Origin of the sequence: Collinsella aerofaciens, assembly GCF_028206795.1 — a bacterium.
Taxonomy (GTDB): domain Bacteria; phylum Actinomycetota; class Coriobacteriia; order Coriobacteriales; family Coriobacteriaceae; genus Collinsella; species Collinsella aerofaciens_AX.
In genome coordinates, this window is sequence record NZ_JAQLFJ010000018.1 from 1 (window position 1) to 20,951 (window position 20,951).

General features: G+C 50.6%; 19 protein-coding genes and 1 tRNA gene. 3 read left to right on the top strand and 17 right to left on the bottom strand.

Annotated elements, in window-relative coordinates; genetic code table 11:
- Nucleotides 1-17 precede the first annotated feature (17 nt).
- The 4 genes from PMX70_RS09485 to PMX70_RS09500 all read right to left on the bottom strand — a co-directional run bounded on the left by PMX70_RS09485 (nucleotide 18) and on the right by PMX70_RS09500 (nucleotide 2,162).
- Nucleotides 18-332 carry an acyltransferase family protein gene (locus PMX70_RS09485; RefSeq protein ID WP_271743438.1) on the bottom strand — a complete coding sequence of 105 codons (315 nt, stop codon included), beginning with the start codon at nucleotides 330-332 and terminating at the stop codon, nucleotides 18-20.
- 74 nt (nucleotides 333-406) lie between these two features.
- Nucleotides 407-483 (bottom strand) — tRNA-Arg (locus tag PMX70_RS09490).
- 54 nt (nucleotides 484-537) lie between these two features.
- Nucleotides 538-1,305, bottom strand: a complete 768-nt coding sequence (locus tag PMX70_RS09495; protein ID WP_006236046.1) for an ABC transporter ATP-binding protein — start codon at nucleotides 1,303-1,305, stop codon at nucleotides 538-540.
- 11 nt (nucleotides 1,306-1,316) lie between these two features.
- Nucleotides 1,317-2,162: an ABC transporter permease gene (locus PMX70_RS09500; RefSeq protein WP_271743439.1), complete on the bottom strand. Its 846-nt coding sequence runs from the start codon at nucleotides 2,160-2,162 to the stop codon at nucleotides 1,317-1,319.
- A 160-nt stretch (nucleotides 2,163-2,322) separates the two neighbouring features.
- Between PMX70_RS09500 and PMX70_RS09505 the strand changes: the two genes are divergently transcribed.
- The 3 genes from PMX70_RS09505 to PMX70_RS09515 are packed head-to-tail and all read left to right on the top strand — an operon-like array spanning nucleotide 2,323 to nucleotide 6,655.
- Nucleotides 2,323-3,285, top strand: coding sequence for a glycosyltransferase family 2 protein (locus PMX70_RS09505; RefSeq protein WP_271743440.1), 963 nt, complete (start codon nucleotides 2,323-2,325; stop codon nucleotides 3,283-3,285).
- Nucleotides 3,286-3,291: 6 nt separating this feature from the next.
- Nucleotides 3,292-4,257, top strand: coding sequence for a glycosyltransferase family 2 protein (locus PMX70_RS09510; protein ID WP_271743441.1), 966 nt, complete (start codon nucleotides 3,292-3,294; stop codon nucleotides 4,255-4,257).
- Nucleotides 4,244-6,655: a YfhO family protein gene (locus PMX70_RS09515; protein WP_271743442.1), complete on the top strand. Its 2,412-nt coding sequence runs from the start codon at nucleotides 4,244-4,246 to the stop codon at nucleotides 6,653-6,655. The genes PMX70_RS09510 and PMX70_RS09515 overlap by 14 nt, the downstream gene beginning before the upstream one ends.
- A gap of 37 nt (nucleotides 6,656-6,692) precedes the next feature.
- Here the strand turns inward: PMX70_RS09515 and PMX70_RS09520 are convergent, their stop codons facing one another.
- The 13 genes from PMX70_RS09520 to PMX70_RS09580 all read right to left on the bottom strand — a co-directional run bounded on the left by PMX70_RS09520 (nucleotide 6,693) and on the right by PMX70_RS09580 (nucleotide 20,745).
- On the bottom strand, nucleotides 6,693-8,147 hold the full coding sequence (locus PMX70_RS09520) for a sugar nucleotide-binding protein (protein ID WP_271743443.1): 1,455 nt from the start codon (nucleotides 8,145-8,147) through the stop codon (nucleotides 6,693-6,695).
- A gap of 13 nt (nucleotides 8,148-8,160) precedes the next feature.
- A complete protein-coding gene (gene rfbB, locus PMX70_RS09525; protein ID WP_271743444.1) occupies nucleotides 8,161-9,180 on the bottom strand; it encodes a dTDP-glucose 4,6-dehydratase in 1,020 nt (339 codons plus the stop codon).
- A 75-nt stretch (nucleotides 9,181-9,255) separates the two neighbouring features.
- Nucleotides 9,256-10,230, bottom strand: coding sequence for a hypothetical protein (locus PMX70_RS09530; protein ID WP_006236235.1), 975 nt, complete (start codon nucleotides 10,228-10,230; stop codon nucleotides 9,256-9,258).
- A gap of 9 nt (nucleotides 10,231-10,239) precedes the next feature.
- A complete protein-coding gene (locus PMX70_RS09535; protein ID WP_040360074.1) occupies nucleotides 10,240-10,677 on the bottom strand; it encodes a DUF4869 domain-containing protein in 438 nt (145 codons plus the stop codon).
- A gap of 95 nt (nucleotides 10,678-10,772) precedes the next feature.
- Nucleotides 10,773-11,672: a glucose-1-phosphate thymidylyltransferase RfbA gene (gene rfbA, locus PMX70_RS09540; protein ID WP_271743452.1), complete on the bottom strand. Its 900-nt coding sequence runs from the start codon at nucleotides 11,670-11,672 to the stop codon at nucleotides 10,773-10,775.
- Between the two features lie 110 nt (nucleotides 11,673-11,782).
- Complete coding sequence (locus PMX70_RS09545) at nucleotides 11,783-14,059, bottom strand: glycosyltransferase (protein ID WP_271743445.1); 2,277 nt, start codon at nucleotides 14,057-14,059, stop codon at nucleotides 11,783-11,785.
- 13 nt (nucleotides 14,060-14,072) lie between these two features.
- Entirely contained in the window at nucleotides 14,073-15,551 is a 1,479-nt protein-coding gene (locus tag PMX70_RS09550) for a DUF2142 domain-containing protein (RefSeq protein ID WP_040360056.1), read from the bottom strand.
- 55 nt (nucleotides 15,552-15,606) lie between these two features.
- Nucleotides 15,607-16,401 carry a glycosyltransferase family A protein gene (locus PMX70_RS09555; protein ID WP_082222967.1) on the bottom strand — a complete coding sequence of 265 codons (795 nt, stop codon included), beginning with the start codon at nucleotides 16,399-16,401 and terminating at the stop codon, nucleotides 15,607-15,609.
- 4 nt (nucleotides 16,402-16,405) lie between these two features.
- Complete coding sequence (locus tag PMX70_RS09560) at nucleotides 16,406-16,756, bottom strand: DUF2304 domain-containing protein (protein ID WP_271743446.1); 351 nt, start codon at nucleotides 16,754-16,756, stop codon at nucleotides 16,406-16,408.
- An 11-nt stretch (nucleotides 16,757-16,767) separates the two neighbouring features.
- Nucleotides 16,768-17,463: a glycosyltransferase family 2 protein gene (locus tag PMX70_RS09565; protein WP_082222965.1), complete on the bottom strand. Its 696-nt coding sequence runs from the start codon at nucleotides 17,461-17,463 to the stop codon at nucleotides 16,768-16,770.
- A gap of 77 nt (nucleotides 17,464-17,540) precedes the next feature.
- Nucleotides 17,541-18,815 (bottom strand): lipopolysaccharide biosynthesis protein, encoded by a 1,275-nt coding sequence (locus tag PMX70_RS09570; RefSeq protein WP_271743447.1) that lies wholly within the window; start codon nucleotides 18,813-18,815, stop codon nucleotides 17,541-17,543.
- A 21-nt stretch (nucleotides 18,816-18,836) separates the two neighbouring features.
- Complete coding sequence (locus tag PMX70_RS09575; protein ID WP_006236225.1) at nucleotides 18,837-19,763, bottom strand: glycosyltransferase family 2 protein; 927 nt, start codon at nucleotides 19,761-19,763, stop codon at nucleotides 18,837-18,839.
- Between the two features lie 4 nt (nucleotides 19,764-19,767).
- On the bottom strand, nucleotides 19,768-20,745 hold the full coding sequence (locus PMX70_RS09580) for a glycosyltransferase family 8 protein (protein ID WP_115596199.1): 978 nt from the start codon (nucleotides 20,743-20,745) through the stop codon (nucleotides 19,768-19,770).
- Nucleotides 20,746-20,951: the final 206 nt, after the last annotated feature.

Below are 20,951 nucleotides of genomic sequence, written 5' to 3' on the forward strand. Positions count from 1 at the left end.
AGCAAGAAGGCGGAGGGCTAGAGCAAGGCGGGGCCGAGGCCGCCTCGATCAATTTGCGAAAGAATCTTGACGGTACCCAAGAACGTCGGCACCTGCCATGCCAGTGCAAGAACCACATACGGCACCAGCAGGCGCGACACCGAACCACTCAGCAGCTCGCGCCACGGCTTCGGCCTAAACGTATACCCGGCAAGAATAAAGAACACCGGCATGTGAAACGAGAAGATCGCGTGCCGCAAGGGAGAAGGATTTGGGACGGTGTGCCCCACAATGACCAGAATCATTGCAATCCCCTTTGCAATATCGATCCAGTCGAGCCTTTTGCTTCCCATGGCGAACCCTTCAAAACCGCAGTACACAAGATGAAAAAAGCCCGGACCACCAAGCGTCCGGGCTCAATAAACGATGGTGCTCCATGGCGGATTCGAACCGTCGACCTTGGGATTAGAAGTCCCCTGCTCTATCCAACTGAGCTAATGGAGCAAATAACCGCACGCCCAAGCAAGCGCAAGCCTGTCAGGCGCAAGTAATTATAACCTAGTTGAACTGCTCGCGGTACGCCTTGCAGACCTCATCGACCGGGCCGTCCATGCGAAGGTCACCTTTCTCAATCCAAACGGCACGCTGGCAGATGCGCTCAACCTGCTCCATAGAGTGCGAAACGAACAGAACCGTCACGTCACCGCTCTGGATAAAGTGCTGAATGCGTGCCTCACACTTTTGCTGGAAGAACACGTCACCAACGGACAGCGTCTCGTCAACGATCAGAATATCGGGCTCGGTAATCGTCGCGATGGCAAAGGCGATACGCGCCACCATGCCCGAAGAGAAGTTCTTAAGCGGCATGTCAACAAAGTTCTGAAGCTCAGCGAACTCAATAATGCCGTCAAAGTTGGCGTCAATGAACTCCTTGGTATAGCCGAGCAGGGCGCCGTTCAGATAGATGTTCTCGCGGGCGGTCAGCTCGGGGTCAAAGCCGGCACCAAGCTCAATCAGCGGCGCGATGTTACCGTGCACCTTAACGCTGCCCTCGCTAGGCTCAAGCACGCCAGCGATAATCTTGAGCATCGTAGACTTACCGGAACCATTGGTGCCGACCAGACCCACGACCTCGCCGCGATGAATATCGAACGAGATGTGCTTAAGCGCCCTAAACTCCTCAAAGAACAGCTCGTGCTTGGCAAGCTTAATGAAGTACTCCTTGAGGTTGGTCAGCGACTCGGACGCCATGTTAAAGATCATGGTGACGTCATCGACCTCGACAGCCAGAGGCTGCTCGCTGTAATCAACAACAGATTCAGTCATCACAGCACTCCTTAGATGTAGAGGATAAATTTGCGCTCGGACTTATGGAACACGGTGTAGCCGATAACAAGCGCAAGAACCGCCCAAGCGACGCACATACCAAACGTCATAAGCGAAGGCGTTGTCTGGAACAAGAAAATATCGCGCATAAACTGCAGATAGTTGTACATGGGGTTCGCATAAACCAAAATCCGCACGATATGAGGCATCTTCACAACGAAGTCGGTCGTCCAGAAAATAGGCGTGATATAGGTCCAAGCCGTGATAACAACACTCCACAGATGCATAACGTCGCGGAAGAAGACCGTAAGGGCCGAGAGCATCATGCCCAGGCCCATGCAGAAGCACATAAGCAGCAGCAGGCAGACCGGCAGCAGAATCAGGTGCCAAGAAGGCATAACGCGGAACCACAGCATAACGATGGCAACGGCGACCAGCGAGAAGGCAAAGTTAACCAGCGAGAAGAGCACCTTCTGTACTGGGAAGACCCAGCGGTGCACCTTAACCTTCTTGAGCAGCGGAGCCGCACCCACGATCGACGTCAGGGCCTGGTTCGTGGACTCGGACATCACGGCAAAGGTGACGTTACCCACGATCAAGTACAGCGGGTACATCTCAGGCGTAATCGAGCCATTGCGGCCCTGGGCAAAAATCGTCGAGAACACGATGGCCATGACGATCATCATTAGCAGCGGGTTGAGCACCGACCATGCGACGCCCAGAACGCTGCGGCGATACTTGATCTTAAAATCCTTGGTAACCAGCTGACGAAGGATAAACGCGTCCTTCTCAAATTCATTCTTAGCAAACGTCGCAGGCAGACTGCGAGTTTCTTGTTGCTTTGTCTGATCCGACACGGATGCAACTCCTTTACTCGTAATCGTTGACAAACGAACAGTATAGACCCGACGGCCATGCAAACGATTCGCGCAACAAAACTGGAGAACTAACCCACATCTTAGGATGCCAAGCCCAAACGGCTATACTTTCAAAGATTGAATGTATAAGGAGCATTGAATGTATTCTAAATCCATCGCTGTCATCATCCCCTGTTACAACGAAGCCCTCACGATCGGTAAGGTCATCGACGACTTTCACCGCGAGCTTCCGCAAGCGACGGTCTATGTCTATGACAACAACTCGTCGGACGATACCTCACGCATCGCCACCGAGCACGGCGCCACGGTCCGCTTTGAACCCCGTCAGGGAAAGGGCAACGTGTGCCGCCAGATGTTTCGCGATATCGACGCCGATTGCTACCTGATGGTCGACGGAGACGACACCTACCCCGCCGAGGCCGCCAAGACCCTCTGCGAGCCTATCCTCAACGGCACGGCCGATATGACCGTAGGCGACCGCCTTTCCAACGGCACCTACGCCGAGGAAAACAAGCGTGCTTTCCACGGCTTTGGCAACAATCTGGTCCGCGCCATGATCAAGTGGATTTATGGCTACAGCTTCGATGACGTCATGACCGGCTACCGCGCCATGAGCCGCCCGTTCGTTAAAACCTTCCCTGTGCTTTCCGAGGGCTTCCAAATCGAAACCGAGCTCTCGATCCACGCCGTCGACCACCGCTGGCGCATCAAAGATGTGCCCATCGAGTACCGCGACCGTCCGGAAGGCTCCGAGTCCAAGCTCAATACCGTAAGTGACGGCATTAAAGTCGTCGCGATGATCGGTACGCTGTTCAAGGACTACCGCCCGCTAAAGTTCTTCAGCCTCGTCGCGCTTCTGTTTGCGGTGATTGGCCTCGCCCTGGGCATGCCCATCGTTGTCGAGTATTTCCAGACCGGCCTCGTTCCGCGCTTCCCCACCGCCATGCTTGCTGCATCGTTTATGTTCCTGTGCGGCCTGAGCCTTGCGACCGGATTCATCCTCGATTCCGTGGCAAAGGTCGAAAAAAAGCAGTGGGAAGTCAACGTGTACAGCAAATACGCTTTCGATGACTATCGCAGCGACGAAACGAACGCGAGGTAAATCGCCATGCCGCTCATCTCCATCGTCGTTCCGTGCTACAACGAGCAGGAATCACTTCCGATCTTTCTCAAAGAGCTCGATGGCGTCGTTCGCATCATGACCCAGCAAGACCCCGGCATCTCCTTTGAGGCAGTCCTCATCGACGATGGCTCGGCAGACAAAACGCTCGCCGTCATGAAGGCAGAAGCCGCGGCGGCGCATCCATACGCCATCCGCTGGCACTCTTTCTCGCGCAACTTTGGCAAGGAGGCGGCACTACTCGCCGGACTCCAACACGCAAAGGGCGACTATGTCGCCACCATGGATGCCGACATGCAGGACCCGCCCTCACTCCTGCCTCAGATGTACGAGATCTTGCAGACTGAAGACTACGATAACGTCGCCACACGCAGGACCACCCGCGAAGGCGAGCCTCCCATCAGGTCGTTCTGCGCCCGCATGTTCTACAAGATCATCAACCGCATTTCCAAGGCCGACATCGTCGACGGAGCACGCGATTTTAGGCTCATGAAGCGACCTATGGTCAACGCCATCATCTCCATGGGCGAATACAACCGATTCTCCAAGGGCATTTACGGCTGGGTCGGCTTCAAGACCAAATGGCTCCCCTACGTAAACGTCAACCGCGTGGCCGGCGAGACCAAATGGAGCTTTTGGTCGCTGCTCCTCTATTCCATCGACGGCATCGTCGCGTTTTCCACGGCGCCGCTCTCCCTCGCCGCCCTCACGGGTATCGTCTTCTGTCTCATCGCCATCTTGGGATTTATCGTCATCTTGGTCAAAACGCTTGTTTGGGGTGATCCCGTCGGTGGATGGCCGTCCCTCGCCTGCCTCATAACGATGTTTGGCGGTATGCAACTTCTGTGCCTGGGAATCATTGGCGAGTACTTGGCAAAAGCCTACTTGGAAACCAAGCAACGCCCCATCTATATCATTCGAGAGTCCAACGAGGAATCTAATGACACGGTCTAATAAGTGCACGTTCAAGAACACAGCATTCTACGCTGCCTGTTTTGCGTTTTCCGTTGTTCTCTTTGTTTCGCTTGCCGTGGCGGGGCATGTCTACCCCTTTGGCGACAACTCGTTTCTCACTAACGATCTCAAGTACCAGTACGTCGACTTCTTTGCTTGGTTCCGGCGCGTCCTTTTGAGCGAGGCAAATCTTCGCTATTCCTTCTCACAGGGACTCGGCATGAACACATGGGGGCTCTATAGCTACTACCTCGCCAGCCCCTTCAACCTGCTCTGCGTGCTGTTTCCCGCAGACAAGCTGACACTCTTCGTATTTGCCATAACCGCGCTCAAACTGGGCTGCATCCACATCAGCAGCGCTTGGTATGTGCAAAAGCGCTTTGACCTACCCAAGCCCGCAGCATTCCTGCTTTCCCTCTCGTTCACGTTTTGCAGCTGGACCATCAGCAACCTACGCAACCCGCTCTGGTTCGATTGCCTCATCCTGCTGCCCATCTGCGCCTACGGATGCTACGAGCTCATTCGCAAGCAGCGTATGATCCGCCTCGTCATCGCAACGGCGCTCAATGTCATGTTCTGCTGGTATACGGCCTACATCAGCATCCTGTTCCTCTGCATCTTCGTATTGGTCGAATTTGTCGATTATGTTGCAGAAAAAGGATTTAGCTGGAAGCTCATGCTCGATCGGGCCCTGCGATTCGCCGGGGCTATCGCGCTTGGACTACTTCTGTCCGCCTGGACCTTTTTGCCGACCATCCTTGCCATGTCCAAGGGCGGACCCGTTCTGGCACTCGGCCCCCTACTTAAAACCAGCCTCAAGTCGCTCATCAGGGGCTTTCTTCCCTGCATGTGGGTAAACAACGAAAACACACCGCAGTTCTATTGCGGCATCATCATGATGCTGCTCGCGGTAAGCCTGCTGGTTAACCGGACGGTTTCAATCAAGACGCGCATCGCAACACTCGTCGTCACGATAATCCTGGTCGCAAGCTCCGTTTTTAGCCCGCTCGAGTACATCTGGTGCGGCATGCGCGTCCCCAACGGCTTCTACTCGCGCACGGCTTATTTGCTGAGTTTCTTTGCGCTGTGGGCCGCAGGATACGCGCTGCAGAAACTCAAAGAGTGGCCAACACTAAGTCGAGCCCATCGTCCGGCCATCATCATGCCACTCCTGGCACTCACGGCAATTGAACTATTTGCCAACGCCCATGTTATGTGGAACCAACTGTACACAGGCTATTCTGAAGAAGCCAACAGCGCCTATGTCGCCACCGCAGCCGGCACGATCACGGCCATTCAAGAACAGACTTCGGCGTCGTTCTATCGCATTGACCGCACGACCACGCGCGTCGACAGCGCCGCCCTCAACGAAGGCCTGGCGCTTGGGTACAACCAGTTGTCTTCGTATTCGTCTGCCAACAACCCGCAGGCCATCGCACTGCTCAACTCCCTTGGATACAGCAGCGTTGGCGAATTCTCAACCCGTTATGCCGAGCCCATTCTCGCCGTCGATGCCCTGTTGGGAGTCAAGTACGCCATTCCTGAAAACGCGCCTGCAGGATACGTTTTAGCCAAGACGAATCAGGCCGACTCCACAAGCGCGGTGTACGAGAACCCCTATGCGCTCAGCATTGGCGTCGCGGCCTCAAGCGATATACAAAACAGCACGCTGAAGAGCGAGAACCCCTTCGAAAAGCAGAACGACCTCTACAGCAAAATCCTAGGCCGCAAGGTCGAGCTCTATACCAAGATCGAGGCCGCGAGCACGGAGAATAGCGATAGCTTAAAGCAATGGAGCGTTACTCTTCCGGCAAGCTCCATCGGGTATCTCTACATCAACAAAGATACGACCGCCGGCAGTTATTGGCCCGTCACCCTTACCATCGACCAGCGAACGATCGAAAACGAGGCCTGGAGATTCGACAATAATATCCGTCAGATTGCGGATGCATCGGACGCCCCGAGCCAGCATACGGTGTCAATCGGAGTCGCAGAGGGCTATACAGACATGCCCCAAGACAATGAGCCGGTCTTTTACGCCCTCAATCTGGACGTTTTCGAGCAGATTATTAACGAGCTTAAGACGAGCGAATTTGTTCCGACGGTTTTTGAGGACGGAAGAATCGAAGGCAAATATACTGCCAAGGATGACGGCAACCTGCTGCTGAGCGTTCCGTACGATGAGGGCTGGAACGTAACGGTAAACGGAACCGCCGCAGAACTAACGCCCGCCGCCGATAAGGGCTTGTCATCCCTGAACATGCAGAAAGGCGCGAATAGGATCGTGATGACCTACAAGACTCCGGGCGCCCTTTCTGGGCTTGCAGTGAGTCTGGCGACCGCCGCCGCCCTTGCTGCAGCGGGGCTATACGCCAGGCATAAGAAAAGCCGCCGTTAACAAGCGGCGGCTTTTACTCTCGAAAAGTTAATAGCGGCTAGAGCGTCTTGAGGTACTCCCCCAGCTCTTTCTCCCAGTCGGGCATGCGGAAGCCGGCAGCCTCGAGCCTGGACAGGTCGAGCGCGGAGTGGACCGGGCGCGGGGCGATGGGGCCCTCGGCGCCGCCGTAGTAGTCGGCGGTGCTGACCGGCACGACCTTGTCCCCGTTGCCGTTGGCGGCCTCGAAGACGGCGCGGGCGATGTCGGCCCAGGACTTCACGGCGCCGGAGCCGGTGCAGTCGTAGGTGCCGTAGGGGGCGTGCGTCCCCAGCACATGGAAGATGGCCCGCGCCATGTCGCGCGTGAAGGTCAGGCGGCCCAGCTGGTCGTCCACGACGGTGACCTGGTCCAGCTTGTCCTCGGGGTCGGCGACGCGGTCGGAGAGCCCCCTCATGGTCTTGACGAAGTTGTGGCCCTCGCCGATGACCCAGGAGCTGCGCATGATGTAGTGGCGGGGGCAGCCGGCCACGGCAATGTCGCCCGCGGCCTTGGTCTGGCCGTAGACGGACAGCGGGGAGAAGGGCTCGTCCTCGGTATGGACCTCGGCCGTGCCGTCGAAGACGTAGTCGGAGGACACGTGCACGAGGGTGATCCCGTGCCCGGCGCAGGTGCGGGCGAGCAGGGCCGGGCCGGTGGCGTTGGCCTTCCAGGCGGTCACGCGGCCCTCGGGGGCCTCCGCTTTATCGACCGCCGTGTAGGCACCGCAGTTGATCACGGTGCCGTAGAGCGACCAGTCGTACTGCGCGTAGGCGTCCGGGTCGGACATGTCGAAGGTGTCGATGTCGCAGAAGTCGAAGTCCTTGGCGACGCCGCGCTCCTCAGCGAGCGCGCGCACCGCATGGCCCAGCTGGCCGTTGCAGCCGGTGACGAGGGTGCGCTTCGGCGCCATGGGGACGACGTCCCTCAGCATCGGGTGGTTGAGGTCCGCCTCGGAGACGGTGGCCTGGTCGAGCGGGATCGGCCACTCGATGGCGAGCTCGGGGTCGGCGAGGTTCACGAAGGTGTAGGTCCTCTTCAGCTCGAGCGACCAGTGGGCGTCCACCAGGTAGGTGTAGGCGGTGCCGTCCTCCAGGGCCTGGAAGGAGTTGCCCACGCCGCGCGGGACGTAGATGGCCTTGCTGGGATCCAAAACGGTCGTGAACACCTTGCCGAAGGTCTCGCTGCCCTCGCGCAGGTCCACCCAGGCGCCGAAGACGGAACCGCGGGCCACGGAGATGAACTTGTCCCAGGGCTCCGCGTGGATGCCGCGGGTGACGCCGCGGCTGTCGTTGTAGGAGACGTTGTTCTGGACGACCCTGAGGTCCGGGATGCCCAGCGCGGTCATCTTGGCGCGCTGCCAGTTCTCCTTGAACCAGCCGCGCGAGTCGCCGTGGACGGCGAGGTCGACGACCATGAGGCCCCCGATGCCGGTCTCGGTGACGGAGAGGTCCTTCTCGAATGCGATGTCTGCCATGTCTCTGCTCTCCTTACTGCCCCTGCGCGCGGTAGCGGGCCTCGGTGGCCTCCTTGGCCGGGCGCCACCAAGACTCGTTGGCCACGTACCAGTCGATGGTGGCCTTCAGGCCCTCGGCGAAGTCGGTGTGGGCCGGCCTCCAGCCCAGCTCGCGCTGGAGCTTGGTCGAGTCGATGGCGTAGCGGCGGTCGTGGCCGGGGCGGTCGGCGACCCAGTCGAAGTCCTCGGGGTCGCGGCCCATGGCCTCCAGGATCATGCGCAGGACGGTGATGTTGTTCTTCTCCCCATTGGCGCCGATGAGGTAGGTCTCCCCCATGCGGCCCTTGGTGAGGATGTCCCACACCGCGGAGCTGTGGTCCTCGGTGTGGATCCAGTCGCGGACGTTCTCGCCCTTCCCGTAGAGCTTGGGGCGGACGCCGTCGACGATGTTGGTGATCTGCCTGGGGATGAACTTCTCAACGTGCTGGTAGGGGCCGTAGTTGTTGGAGCAGTTGGAGATCGTGGTGCGAAGCCCGTAGGTGCGGGTCCATGCGCGCACGAGCATGTCGGAGCTCGCCTTGGTGGAGCTATAGGGGCTCGAGGGCTTATACGGCGTCTCCTCGGTGAACTTGGCGGGGTCGTCGAGCGCCAGGTCGCCGTAGACCTCGTCGGTGGAGACGTGGTGGTAGCGGACGCCATATTTGCGGACGGCCTCCAGCAGGCGGAAGGTGCCCTCCACGTTGGTGCGCAAGAACGGCTCCGGGTCGGCGATGGAGTTGTCGTTGTGGCTCTCTGCGGCGTAGTGCACGATCGCGTCGTGGCCGGGGACGATCCTATCGAGCAGCTCCGCGTCGCAGATGTCACCGACGACGAGCTCGACCCTGTCCTCGGGCAGCCCCGCGATGTTCTCGGGGTTGCCGGCGTAGGTCAGCTTGTCCAGGACGGTCACGTGGACGCCCGGGTGGTTCTTCACCACGTAGTGCACGAAGTTGCTGCCGATGAAGCCGCAACCGCCCGTGACGATGATGTTCTTAGGTTCAAAAATCTCAGACATGAAAATCCAATCTGAAGCAAGTACAGCTTCTTTAGTATGCCGCAGGAAGTGACGCCGCGACACTATTCAACAAAACTATCGGACATTTCGGCATGCGATAAGAGCCATGACCTTCGCAGAATTACTTCCCCTACAAAACGCCTCCGGAATGCAGTCTTTGTCGTACCGGAAGACCGAATTCCCAGTTTTATCGCGTAAGTACTTATAGAAGAAGTCTTCCCAGCTTTTAAACTTCTCACTGTTTACAAAGGCTTCTGGGGTTTCCAAAACCGCCTTAACATCTAACCCTGAAATTACGCCAGAGCTCAGCAGAAGCCACTCGAATGACTCGGGAAGACAAACCGTAACAGTATCGCGATGAATGTCTTGCAGCTTAAGGACGCGGTCCGCATAGCACCCAAATGCCGCTCCGTCCGCGACAACAAACACGCGATCGTCGAAATGCTGATCCAACCAGCCCAAAATCGCGCTGTTCGTCATGGCCGAAGCACAGGTAAGCTCACTATCAGCGAAATGCCGTTCAAAGAACTGGAAACCAGACTTACTGTCCTCGCATAGAAGGATAGAAAAGTCCTGTTTTGGCGCCGATCGGGAAATAGCATAACGATGATTTCCGCGATCTTGATAAACAGGGACGAAGGAATGGTATTTTCCGCTCGTCTTAATCTTGTAAATCTCATCCACGCTATACGGAAGATTGGGGAAATCAGCCCTTGAGATCAGCACGAAATAATTCGAGGAATACAGCACATGATGGGCAAACTCATCAGAATGGATCTCTTTTAAGCCCTCATCGACAAATACAATCGAGTCATGAACGGACGAAAGCTGGTTTCGCCAATCATAATCGGTCAGGGCGACACAGGGACAATCGCACTGCAAGGAAACACCCGACTGCTCGCCCGTTCGCATGTAGTCTGCGACCATGTCAAACAGTGTCGTCTTACCCGTGCCACTATCGCCACGCACAATAGTGATGTTCCGCTTGATGGTAAATGTGTACTTAGTTCCCCTGCGGCGGGAAATCTTAACGAGATGCGAACCGTTCATAAGCAGTACCTACAGATACGGAATCGACTCGTGAATCAATTCGGCCATGTTGTGAACGATTCGGCCGCTATTCACGACTTTAATTTTAAAATCCTCGCGACCAAAGTCCATCACATGATAGAGATTCACAACGAGCTTGCGGTCTTTCGCCATGTCAAGAATCCACTTGGCACAGTTGTCACCACAGGTAGAGGCGTTAAAAATATGCTTACGATCAAATCTCATAAGCAGCAGCGTTTTCACGCCACCAGAAAGCTGGAGTGGGGAGATGGATCCAAGCACGGGGCTTTCGATGACGTTTTCGGAGACAACATCCGATCGATCGACATCTTTAATTATCGAGACTGCATAGGGATCCGTAATCCAAGTAGACCGGTAAGAGTTTTTGAAATATGTCGCTGTGTTGTAAATCGCTTCTGGCATATCGCCAAAGTAGACGCTTAACACATCCACTCCCAATCATATTATCTTTATGGTCAACGTAATCATAACGAAAGGGGCCACCAGATAAACGGTGACCCCTAAAAGAAAACAAGCTGGCGCTAGTACTCGCGCGGGCTGTTGACGATCTCGCCGGCGGCGACCTTCTTCAGGTGCTGCCCGTAGACCGACTTGCCGTAGGCCTTGGCGGCTTCCTCCAGCTCGGCGGTCGTGATCCAGCCGTTCTCCCAGGCGATCTCCTCGGGCACGGACACGGGCAGGTCCTGGGAGTGCTCCACGGCGCGGACGAACTCCGCCGCCTCGTGCAGGCTCTCCATGGTGCCGGTGTCCAGCCACGCGTAGCCGCGGCCGAGGGTGACCACGGACAGCGTCCCCTCCTCCAGGTACATCTGGTTGAGCGTGGTGATCTCGAGCTCGCCGCGGGCCGAGGGCTCCACCCTATGCGCCTTGGCGGCCACGTCGCCCGGGTAGAAGTACAGGCCGGTGACGGCGTAGGAGCTCTTGGGGCGCTCGGGCTTCTCCTCGATGGAGACGGCCCTCCCCTCGCCGTCGAACTCCACGACGCCGAAGCGCTCGGGGTCGTCCACGTGGTAGCCGAAGACCGTGGCGCGGCCCGACTCGGCGTTCTGGACGGCGCGCGTCAGGTGGCGGGACAGGCCGTTGCCGTAGAAGATGTTGTCGCCGAGCACCAGGGCGCACGGCTCGCCGGCGATGAACTCCTCGCCGATGGTGAAGGCCTGGGCCAGGCCGTCCGGCGAGGGCTGCTCGGCGTAGGAGAGGTTCACGCCGTAGCGCGAGCCGTCCCCGAGCAGGCGCTCGAAGTTGGGCAGGTCCGTCGGCGTGGAGATGACCAGGATGTCCCGGATGCCCGCCAGCATGAGGGTGGACAGCGGGTAGTAGATCATGGGCTTGTCGTAGACCGGCAGCAGCTGCTTGGAGGTCACGAGCGTGAGCGGGTACAGGCGCGTGCCGGACCCGCCGGCGAGGATGATGCCTTTCATAACATAACTCCTTAAAAAATAAAGCAGCCAGACATTGCATGCTTGCGGCAACGTTAACTTAAAGGTCTACGTTGCCGCAAGTATGCATCCATCACATTAAAACTATAGTATCAGTCATATAGGCGAACGACTCTATCCGTCAGTTTTGACCAGTCCCTCTCCTCCGCAGTCTTCAATCCCCCGTCATACAGCGTCTTACGAAGACCGTGATCATTAACGATGCGATTAATGCAGCTCACCGCAGCATCAATATCTCCCCGGTCATAAAGCAAGCAATTCAATCCGTCGCGAAGGAACTCTGCATTACCTCCATTGGGAACAGCAACAACAAAGCCGCCGGTCGCCATCATCTCCAGCGGGGGATATGAAAAACTTTCGAGAATGCTTGTCTTCAATAAAATATGACACTGGTTATAGATGTCTGATATTTGATCATGCGGTACTCTACCGAGGAAATTATCAATACGGTACCAAGGCTTCTTTTTACCAGTGTAGTTCATGTACCAAATCTCATATCTTTCAGAGTCAAGCCTTTCCACTACCCTGAAAGCTTCATCAACATTTTTATAATCAGAACCGCAATCCCCCTCAATTAGAATCCTAATTTTGGGCAAAGAAAAATCGCGCACAGAATGAGGGAACGCAGCAAGGTCAAGTCCGTTTGGCACAGACTTACAATCCTGACCGAACCTGTCCTGAAGCCATTCCTCACACCAAGGCGAAATTGTCAAATAGTCAATATCATTATTCAAATACGTGGCATTTGCTTGAAGGCGCAGTCTATCTCCTGGAAGATAAAAATCGGTCTCCAGATTCTGGACCAAGTACTTTTTCTTACCAATACGTGGATAGCGCCTAACAAAATCAAGAGTGTCCCAAAGGGTTGCAACTGCGGTATCAATTGCACCCGACAAAGGACATTTATCGAGCTTACCGCTAGGAACGACACGATTAAGAACAGGAATACGATGTCCGAAAACTTCAAGCCACTTTGTTGAATCATCAGTATTAAGCAACAATACATCAACGCCAGCGTCTTGAAGAATGCACAGATGCCTAAGGACGACTAAGACACCACCGCTAGTATTCACGCTCGGCATGACCATTGCGAGATTGGGAGATTGTTCTTTTACAATAATATCTCGGATTGCTTTAGCAGCCGAAACAGTAGTGCAGTGCTCATGGCAGTATAAATATGCAGATTCGCCGACGCTCTTCCTAAGATCAGAATCTAATATCAGACGATTGAGGGCAGCGCACCAGTCCTCAACACAATCGCAGAGAAATCCAGTAACGCCATCCTGAATCATCTTCTTAAAGGCGCCAACATTGCTAGCAACCGTAGGAACCTTAACAAGCGATGATTCAATCCATTTATTCTCGGATTTAGCTCGATTGAATAGAGTATTCTCCAAAGGAGCGATATTGATATCACAGGAAGCTATATAATTTGGAAGCCGACGCCAATCGCAAAATGGGAACGTGACAATACGTTCAGAAAATGGCATCAAGTCATCAGGAACATCGAGTTCCCCGCCCACCATCAGGGTGACGTTGTGATGAGTCTCCATTACCTTAGATAATGCTGGGAGCACTGAATTGAAATCTGCATTATGGGTAATGCTTCCGCTAAAATAGCCGATTCTGATTTCCTGAGTTTTCTGTTTTTCATCCCTTCGCTCAACCGCTCGCTTATAGGGAACCCTATCCTCGGGCAAGACGCTTGAGCTTTGCAAGCTGGGGAGTACATCTCGACGATAGATAGCAATATTCGAATAATCAATCATCGATTCAGATGCTACATTTCTATTTATATAGACCCTGGGAACATATTTTTTTAGTTCTTCCGCCATACCCTCAGTAGTAGTGATAGCGCAATCGCAAAGCTTCAGTGTTTCACCCATTCGCCTGACTCCATCGTCATAGCAAGACTTATCATGAGCAGTCATTGCATTAACGAACGGAATAGAATCGGTATAAGCAGTGTCGATAACCAAATCATCAATGTCATAAATAACACGCTTATTGAGTTTTTTTGCCTGCCTAATTAAAGATTCAACTTCATCACTTAGGGGACAACGGAAAATAATAAAAGTACGCGCATGCCTAAGAATATCCTTTTCCATCTCCCAGGCATTAACCTTTTGGACCGTTAAGCCGGCAGCCTCAAGTTCCTCAATCTGATGATCGACACGGTACCTAATAGGATGCGGAACGGAATAATCACATCCATTAATAAAAATAACATCAAAAAAAGAATTGTCTTGGCGAGAGCCAAAATCAAATCGAGGCCTATGCATTGAGAGTACATGGGAGACCTTCTTGGGGACGTTATAAAAGCCCTCTTCTTTAACGGTGTAACCAATGCCCTCAAGAAGGTTCAACATGAAACACTAACTCCTAAAACGCAGAAAGAATTGAAATAAAGTCAACAAATAGAATAGTACTCATTATCAATGAAGAACCAAGCAAGACATGTCCTTCAGAACTTGATTTTATCGGTCGCAAGATATTCAACAGAACCGGAAGGACCAGTGGGAATAAATATCGTCCTTGGACCCCCATGATAATATCTTCACGCTTATCAACAGTAAGAGTCCAGTTCCTCATCGTCATAACAATCAGGAAGAAATTGACGAATACAACAGCAATCATTACAAAGCGATCCGTACTGCAGAATAATTTTTTATTATTCTCATCGTTATAAAACAGAACAACGGACTGAAGAATGATGTAAAGCCAAAAACAAAATGGCCAAACATTAATCGAAAGAGCGCCAAGATTGTAACCTGCATAGGATTGAAACCAGAATGGCCCCATCTCCCAAATAGACTTAATAAAGACCTTTGCGCAATGCAGCGGCGCTCGCATCAAATCAAAAGAATCTGGCATGAAACTACCATGATAAAGAGACACGAACGCACAGCTCGCAACAAAAGCTATCGCAAAGAAGGAAAAGATGAACTTTATATAGCTGTCTGTTCCTTTAAGTTTTTTCCAGTGAATAAGATTCAAGAGTACCAACGGGAAAAACATTATCTTTGAAAGAAGCAGTAAAACGGATAGCAGTATTAACGCCAGCAGAGATCGATATGAGTACAACGAGTCCGCATAAATCTTAACAACTACAGCAACGTACAAAATGGCAACAATGTTTGCGACAGAATCAGCCGAAACAGACGCTTCCTGCTGCAATAAAATGGGATTTAGTAAAAAAATCAAAACAGCATTTTTACCAACTGGCATCAGTTTGATTATCCAATAAGCCGCGAAGCAATATATTAATCCAGCGCACACGCGCGAAACTGAAAGGGCCACAAAGGCATTGAAACCCGTTTGCTGCGCAAATCCTAGAATTACTCCCGGAATTAAATAAAGATGAGGGTAATAGCTCCCCAAATACGTATGGCACACAAAGACGCTAGACCAATCGGTAGGCTGAGTCATTGCATTAAAATAATCTGCGTACGATGAAGGAAACTGACCCAATTGGAAGCAAGAGACAACATCAAAGCCATTGCCGTTACGAGACAATAAGGCGGCCGCCTGCCAAATATGAGAAGCCTCGTCTGGAACATTAGCGGGCAGCATGAAAAGGCCAAAAGCAGTTACAGCGGGCACACCAATCACCACAAAGCAAATTGCGGGATTGTGCTGCTCTTTAATTAATAATAGGACACCAACGAACAAGCAGGCGATTAAGGGCAGAGCCGAGAGCCATAGCCCAGGCAATCCGATAGCGCTGGCTTTAAAGGCGCAATAGTAGAAAAATCCCAAGCAAAGAGAGAGTGCAGCTATAAGTGGATAAACGATAAACGTCAGAGCTTTTCGATAACTATCAGATAGTTTCAGATGACCAGTAAAGGTATCTAGATTCATAACTCTACAACTCCGTCTCGATAAATGTTCAACTTACGCCGGCATTGTTGCAGCGTCATAAAGAATTGCTTCTCATGCTAAGCGAATACAGGCTACAGACTATTGGAGCAAACCACTTGGGCCAGAATTTTTGAAGCATAGTTTCATCCTCCGACCTCCTTGTATCATCTTTAATCAACGCCGTGGTCTCAGAGCCTTCATGAATTCGATGAAACATTAAAACCTCGGGAGAATAAACGAAAGATCCGTCGATTTTCGAGAATCTTTCCCATGCCTCCCAGTCCAAGTCACATTTCATGTCTGTCATAAATAACGGTGTCTGTAAGATGCTTAGATTAAATGTCACAGAAGGACAGCAGATGGCGGAACCGAACCTCAGGATATCCCTTTTATCCTTAACCGATGAAAGAGCGCCGTGGCGAGCAAACTTACGAAGTAAAATTCTCTTAATTTTCAGAATAAGGAGGTTTTCTTCATATACGCCATTTCTTATCTCACCATAATTAGAAAAGAAGATTAAAGGTCGATCCGCTTCTTTCATAGCCCGCAGCATAGTTTCCGTATAACTAGAGCTATAGATATCATCCTGATGAGCTATAGTCACAAGCTTTGTATTTGAATTCGCAATAGCACAATTCCAGTCATGAGATATGCTAGGCGACCCCTCGTTAACAATTACCGGAATCGAATAATTAGACGCTATACGATCAATATAGGAATTAGGAGTTGACGTCGATATAAGGATATTACTTCGGGTGCTTTGGTTCACTAAAGAATCTAAACAGTCAGACAAGTACGGAGACTCGCCGTATGCGCACAATACAAATGTATGATCTTTTGCCAAGCACATGGCATTACTCCCTATTTTTTGATTCAAGCTCTTTTTCAAGCAATGCAATTCGTTGAGTTAAGTTAGCAATTGCAGAAGATTGTTTACTTGACAGACATGCCATAGAAAGAACAATGCATATCAAAAATAAAAACCCTAAGACAAAAACAAAATTGGCTGGAGTCTGAAAACCAAATAAAATTGAAATGAAGTAAAGAGGTTGCGGAAAGAGGCCGCATACCAACAAAACCAATGCAAGAACAATCCAAAGAAGTGAATACTTGAGCTGAAGGCTATCCTTTAATACAAGACGCAGCACAAAACAAAGCAAAACTAAACAAGCAGTAATGACACCAAACTGTAAGGAAATATGCATAACAACCCGTCCTAATTCGAGAATGAAGAGATGATAATCGCCAAAGTAACCTTTATCATGTAATAAATGCTACTAAAACCAGAAATTGACGACTTTCCCCCCTGTCGTTCTTTCATTACGACAGGCACTTCTGTAACGCGAAGGCCCTTAACCATAGCCGCAACAGCAGAATCCGGCTCCGGATAGTCTACGGGATATTTTTTACAGAACAGATCTATGGCCTTAGATCCACATGCGCGAAAACCAGAAGTGGGGTCGCTAACACGAACGTGAGTTGTAAGATGAATTACCGCAGAGAGCCATCTAATTCCAAGACGCCTCAAGAAGGTTGACTTGAAGCCTTCAGATTCCTCAAGAAATCGCGATCCGATAACTAAATCAGACCCATTATTTATTTCATCAAGCAAGCGCGATATGTAATGGGCGTCATGCTGCCCATCACCATCAACTTGGATGTCTACATCATAGCCAAAGCGTTTGGCATATTTGTGTCCGGCTTGAACCGCGCCTCCAATGCCAAGATTCTGCGGTAAATCCAGGACATTAACCCCCGCATCGCGACAAACACGCAAAGTGTCATCAGTGGAGCCATCGTTAATAACTACATAATCGTATCCAGCTTCCTCCACAGAAGAAACCGTATCTAAAATGTTCGCCTCTTCATTAAAAGCTGGGATGATAACCAGCGCTCTTAATTCATGCATCATCTGAATCCTCAGTACAGAATATCAATCAAACAGCCCAAGTCGAACTGAAAAACCCTATCGAAACAAGGAGAGCGAATTTACAGTTCGGATGTGACAGATTGCTTCGCCTTCCGATTTAATAGGTTAATTATACAAAGGAAGGAAAAAAATAATCCAAAACCGTATGCCACCAAGATAATGATATTGATGACATTTGCATCAGAAACAAATACCGGATTCACAAAACAATAACGAGAAAGAAACACGGCCAACGCTAACGAAGCGGCACCAGAAATCGTGCCAATAATCGGTTTCCCAAATGCAATAAAGACATCAATAGTGAAAAAGTTCAAACCAGTGAATGCGGTAGCAACGAGTGCCAACGGAAGATAATCTGAGTGAAGGCCAACTTCTTTGCCATAAATAGCAGTAAGCACAGGTTCGCCTATGAAAGCACTAGCCATGGCACACATCGCCGTCAAAACGAATACGGAAACGAGCATCTTAATAAATACTAAGCGTAATCGGTGAGTTTCGTTTTCTCGCCACATTGCCGAAATAGGTCCAAGCAGGGGGGCATATAGATAAGATACGAGAGCCTGAATTACGGCAGTCGGAGTGGCAACGGCGGCATAAAAACCCAACGCCTCATTTCCATAGGAAAGGCCATAGAACTGTCTTGTTACGCTAACAACAGCCGTGCACGCAAGAGATGCAACAAAACCGGGAAAGCAGATACGCGACAATTTGATAAGGGAAGTAAAATCAAAATCAGGTATAACGGCACAAAACCGTTTTGTCATTCTAAAATCATATGTAAGCACAACAGCTATGGTAACAAAAGCCATTGAAGCAACGGCTATTACCAAGTTATCAAATAGCAACAAGCACAACGAAAAGGAGACTAGAACTCCTACGCCACGAACTATTTGAGAGATAGCCGCAATGTCCAATCTGTTGTTTACCTGATCCACACCGTGAAGAACATCGACAAATGAATCACCAGCTTTAAATAGGCAATAAACAGCAACAACTGCCCAATCGTTGAATGCAACAGAGACTAAACAATAGAAGAAGCAAATTACACAGGCAAGTATTGTTGCAACGATTCTATGAGCGATAAAATTCCCAGTCGTAAAATCAGAATAGCTCTCAGAAACCTGAACGGGGCGCGCTCTAAGCAAAACAATGGTCGCAAAAATATTACCAACAGACATAGCCACAGCAAGGCTACCAGACATGCTAATGTCGGAACCAAGTGTCACCACAAGAACAGTAATCAGCCAGTTGCAAATCAAATACGCCATCGAGCCGACGCTGTTCCAAACAAGACTCTGCTCAACAGAGAGTTCTTTCGTTTTTCTATTAGACACAATCACTCCAGCAGTGGATCATCAGGCCTTGTTGAATAAAAACAAAACGCGAAGAAGTAAATCAGAAATCAAAGTAGGTCGCAGACGCTTTGGGAAAAATGCTTTCCTAAGTCTTGAAATAATCCCATCATCATTGGTGAAAATATCAAGCTCATGTTTCTGCTCAAAACTAAGCTCATCATAAAACACCGCAGAAAAATGGCTTAACTTTTTACTCTCATCTTTCGATCTATCACCAAATAGCTCGTCCTTAAAATAGGTCTTTAAAAGATCAAAATAACGATTATCTCCAGACGTGACCGCAGAGGAATGACGAACATGTGAAGCCGTACAGACGGAATCAAACAATACCTTTCCAAATGCCGAAGCACACCGAATCAGCCAGCGATCATGCATTTCATTCCCTGGATCTACCTCAAGAATAAAGGCCCTGCAGGCAAGGCGATTAAATACTATCGTGAAGCCTAGTCCGGGAGTATAAAACAAGGTGTTATGAAAAGAGAGGTACTTGTCCTGCGGAGCCGACTCGCGTATCGTCTCGCCATCTTCGTTTACATATGAAAAGGAAGAAAAGTAGACAGTCGGCACCTTGTCTCCACTATTTTCAATTGCCCTGACTGCCCGTTCAATTTTATCGGTCTTCCAAATATCATCCTGATCGGCAAATGCATAGTAGTCATATTCGGGAACCCGTTTGATAATTTCATAAAAACTATTTGGGCACCCAAGATTACCGATTGAATCTTGAATTAAATGAATGCTGGAGTTTGACCGACAGTACCATTGTGCAATTTCAACAGTTTCATCCGTTGAACCATCATCACGAATATAGACGGAGCAATTAGGCCAAGTTTGCTCCAAGATACTATCAAGCTGTTTGGCCAAATACTTTCCGCCGTTATATGTGGGTAAAACAATGCAAACAGACTTGTCTTTGATTTTATCCATAATCCTATTTATTTCTTTGCGAGGCACGATATTTAAGAAATGCGGGAATCAACCCGCTGATCACTTTATAACGAAGCTGAGGAAAAGGCCTGGTTAGGAAATTAAAAGTCCGCCAAGCAAGAAAATAAGCGCCCCAACCATCTTCATCTTTCGCGTCCTTCCAGAACGTTTCTGATAAATAAAAGTGATACTCATTATTGAAGCGATGAGTATTCCCCCGCCGCCATGGCCTCTCTTCGCCGAGATAATGGACAACGATGGGCTTCGATCTTGCGGTATTAAAACTGTTTTCATCCGAAAAGCCCGGCATTAACGAGTTTAAGAATATAAACGGATAGTAGTCAAAGATATTGGAATAATTGAACGCAGGGGATAAACTGCAAATCTTATCTTTAAGTACTGCATTTAGAGCATCTTGATCATTCGCAAACAAGCGTCCTGAGCGGCGCTCGCAATAATCCAATAATTGGTCTTCGCAACAAGTTGATCTCCATTGCTTTAAATCAACGAGCAACACGCCAGCATTGTGGTACAGACAGCCATTTAAGTCTAAATCATTAAGTCGAGATGGGCCGACCGTTGGCTCGGGAACCATTCCAACCACGCAACCCTTAAGATCTTGATTCCAAAGAAGAGCAATATCCCCAAGAACAATCGTATCGCCATCGAGGTAAATAACTCTTTCGATCTCATTAGGTAGAAAATGTGCCATCAAAAGCCTAGCAAGAACTATTTCATTCCATCCCGATGTATCAAAATCAAACCCGAGAGCATCTTTGAAGTTCGAAATATCATAAAATACAAGGTTTTGGTTGTATTCGGTCACCATCTCCTGGAGCAAACGCTGGTTATCCTCTGTAATGCCATTAGAGAAGACATGAAAAGTAATGTCTTGAATACCGGAATGATTTGAAACAACCGAACAAATATTGGCGGCCAACTGTGGGACAAAATTGTTATCAACCGTATAAAGCAAATTCATGATTACCAAACTTCACCTTAATTCACCCAATAGAAATTAATGATGACGACTTAATGAAAGAGGCCGAAACGAAATCCTTACACAAAGGATAAAGTCTAGCACGGTTTGTCTCTTTCAAATAACTTGCAACTAAGGAGGGTGAATTGAGGGGACTACAACCCCATCAATTCACCCCCACTTCATTAGCGTTGGTATATAGGCAAATT

What these genes read in the sequence shown, in the direction of transcription:
- PMX70_RS09485 (WP_271743438.1), bottom strand. Translation starts at nt 332, where the DNA reads ATGGGAAGCAAAAGGCTCGACTGGATCGATATTGCAAAGGGGATTGCA.
- PMX70_RS09495 (WP_006236046.1), bottom strand. Translation starts at nt 1,305, where the DNA reads ATGACTGAATCTGTTGTTGATTACAGCGAGCAGCCTCTGGCTGTCGAG.
- PMX70_RS09505 (WP_271743440.1), top strand. Translation starts at nt 2,323, where the DNA reads ATGTATTCTAAATCCATCGCTGTCATCATCCCCTGTTACAACGAAGCC.
- PMX70_RS09510 (WP_271743441.1), top strand. Translation starts at nt 3,292, where the DNA reads ATGCCGCTCATCTCCATCGTCGTTCCGTGCTACAACGAGCAGGAATCA.
- PMX70_RS09515 (WP_271743442.1), top strand. Translation starts at nt 4,244, where the DNA reads ATGACACGGTCTAATAAGTGCACGTTCAAGAACACAGCATTCTACGCT.
- PMX70_RS09520 (WP_271743443.1), bottom strand. Translation starts at nt 8,147, where the DNA reads ATGGCAGACATCGCATTCGAGAAGGACCTCTCCGTCACCGAGACCGGC.
- rfbB (WP_271743444.1), bottom strand. Translation starts at nt 9,180, where the DNA reads ATGTCTGAGATTTTTGAACCTAAGAACATCATCGTCACGGGCGGTTGC.
- PMX70_RS09530 (WP_006236235.1), bottom strand. Translation starts at nt 10,230, where the DNA reads ATGAACGGTTCGCATCTCGTTAAGATTTCCCGCCGCAGGGGAACTAAG.
- rfbA (WP_271743452.1), bottom strand. Translation starts at nt 11,672, where the DNA reads ATGAAAGGCATCATCCTCGCCGGCGGGTCCGGCACGCGCCTGTACCCG.
- PMX70_RS09545 (WP_271743445.1), bottom strand. Translation starts at nt 14,059, where the DNA reads ATGTTGAACCTTCTTGAGGGCATTGGTTACACCGTTAAAGAAGAGGGC.
- PMX70_RS09550 (WP_040360056.1), bottom strand. Translation starts at nt 15,551, where the DNA reads ATGAATCTAGATACCTTTACTGGTCATCTGAAACTATCTGATAGTTAT.
- PMX70_RS09555 (WP_082222967.1), bottom strand. Translation starts at nt 16,401, where the DNA reads ATGTGCTTGGCAAAAGATCATACATTTGTATTGTGCGCATACGGCGAG.
- PMX70_RS09560 (WP_271743446.1), bottom strand. Translation starts at nt 16,756, where the DNA reads ATGCATATTTCCTTACAGTTTGGTGTCATTACTGCTTGTTTAGTTTTG.
- PMX70_RS09565 (WP_082222965.1), bottom strand. Translation starts at nt 17,463, where the DNA reads ATGATGCATGAATTAAGAGCGCTGGTTATCATCCCAGCTTTTAATGAA.
- PMX70_RS09575 (WP_006236225.1), bottom strand. Translation starts at nt 19,763, where the DNA reads ATGGATAAAATCAAAGACAAGTCTGTTTGCATTGTTTTACCCACATAT.
- PMX70_RS09580 (WP_115596199.1), bottom strand. Translation starts at nt 20,745, where the DNA reads ATGAATTTGCTTTATACGGTTGATAACAATTTTGTCCCACAGTTGGCC.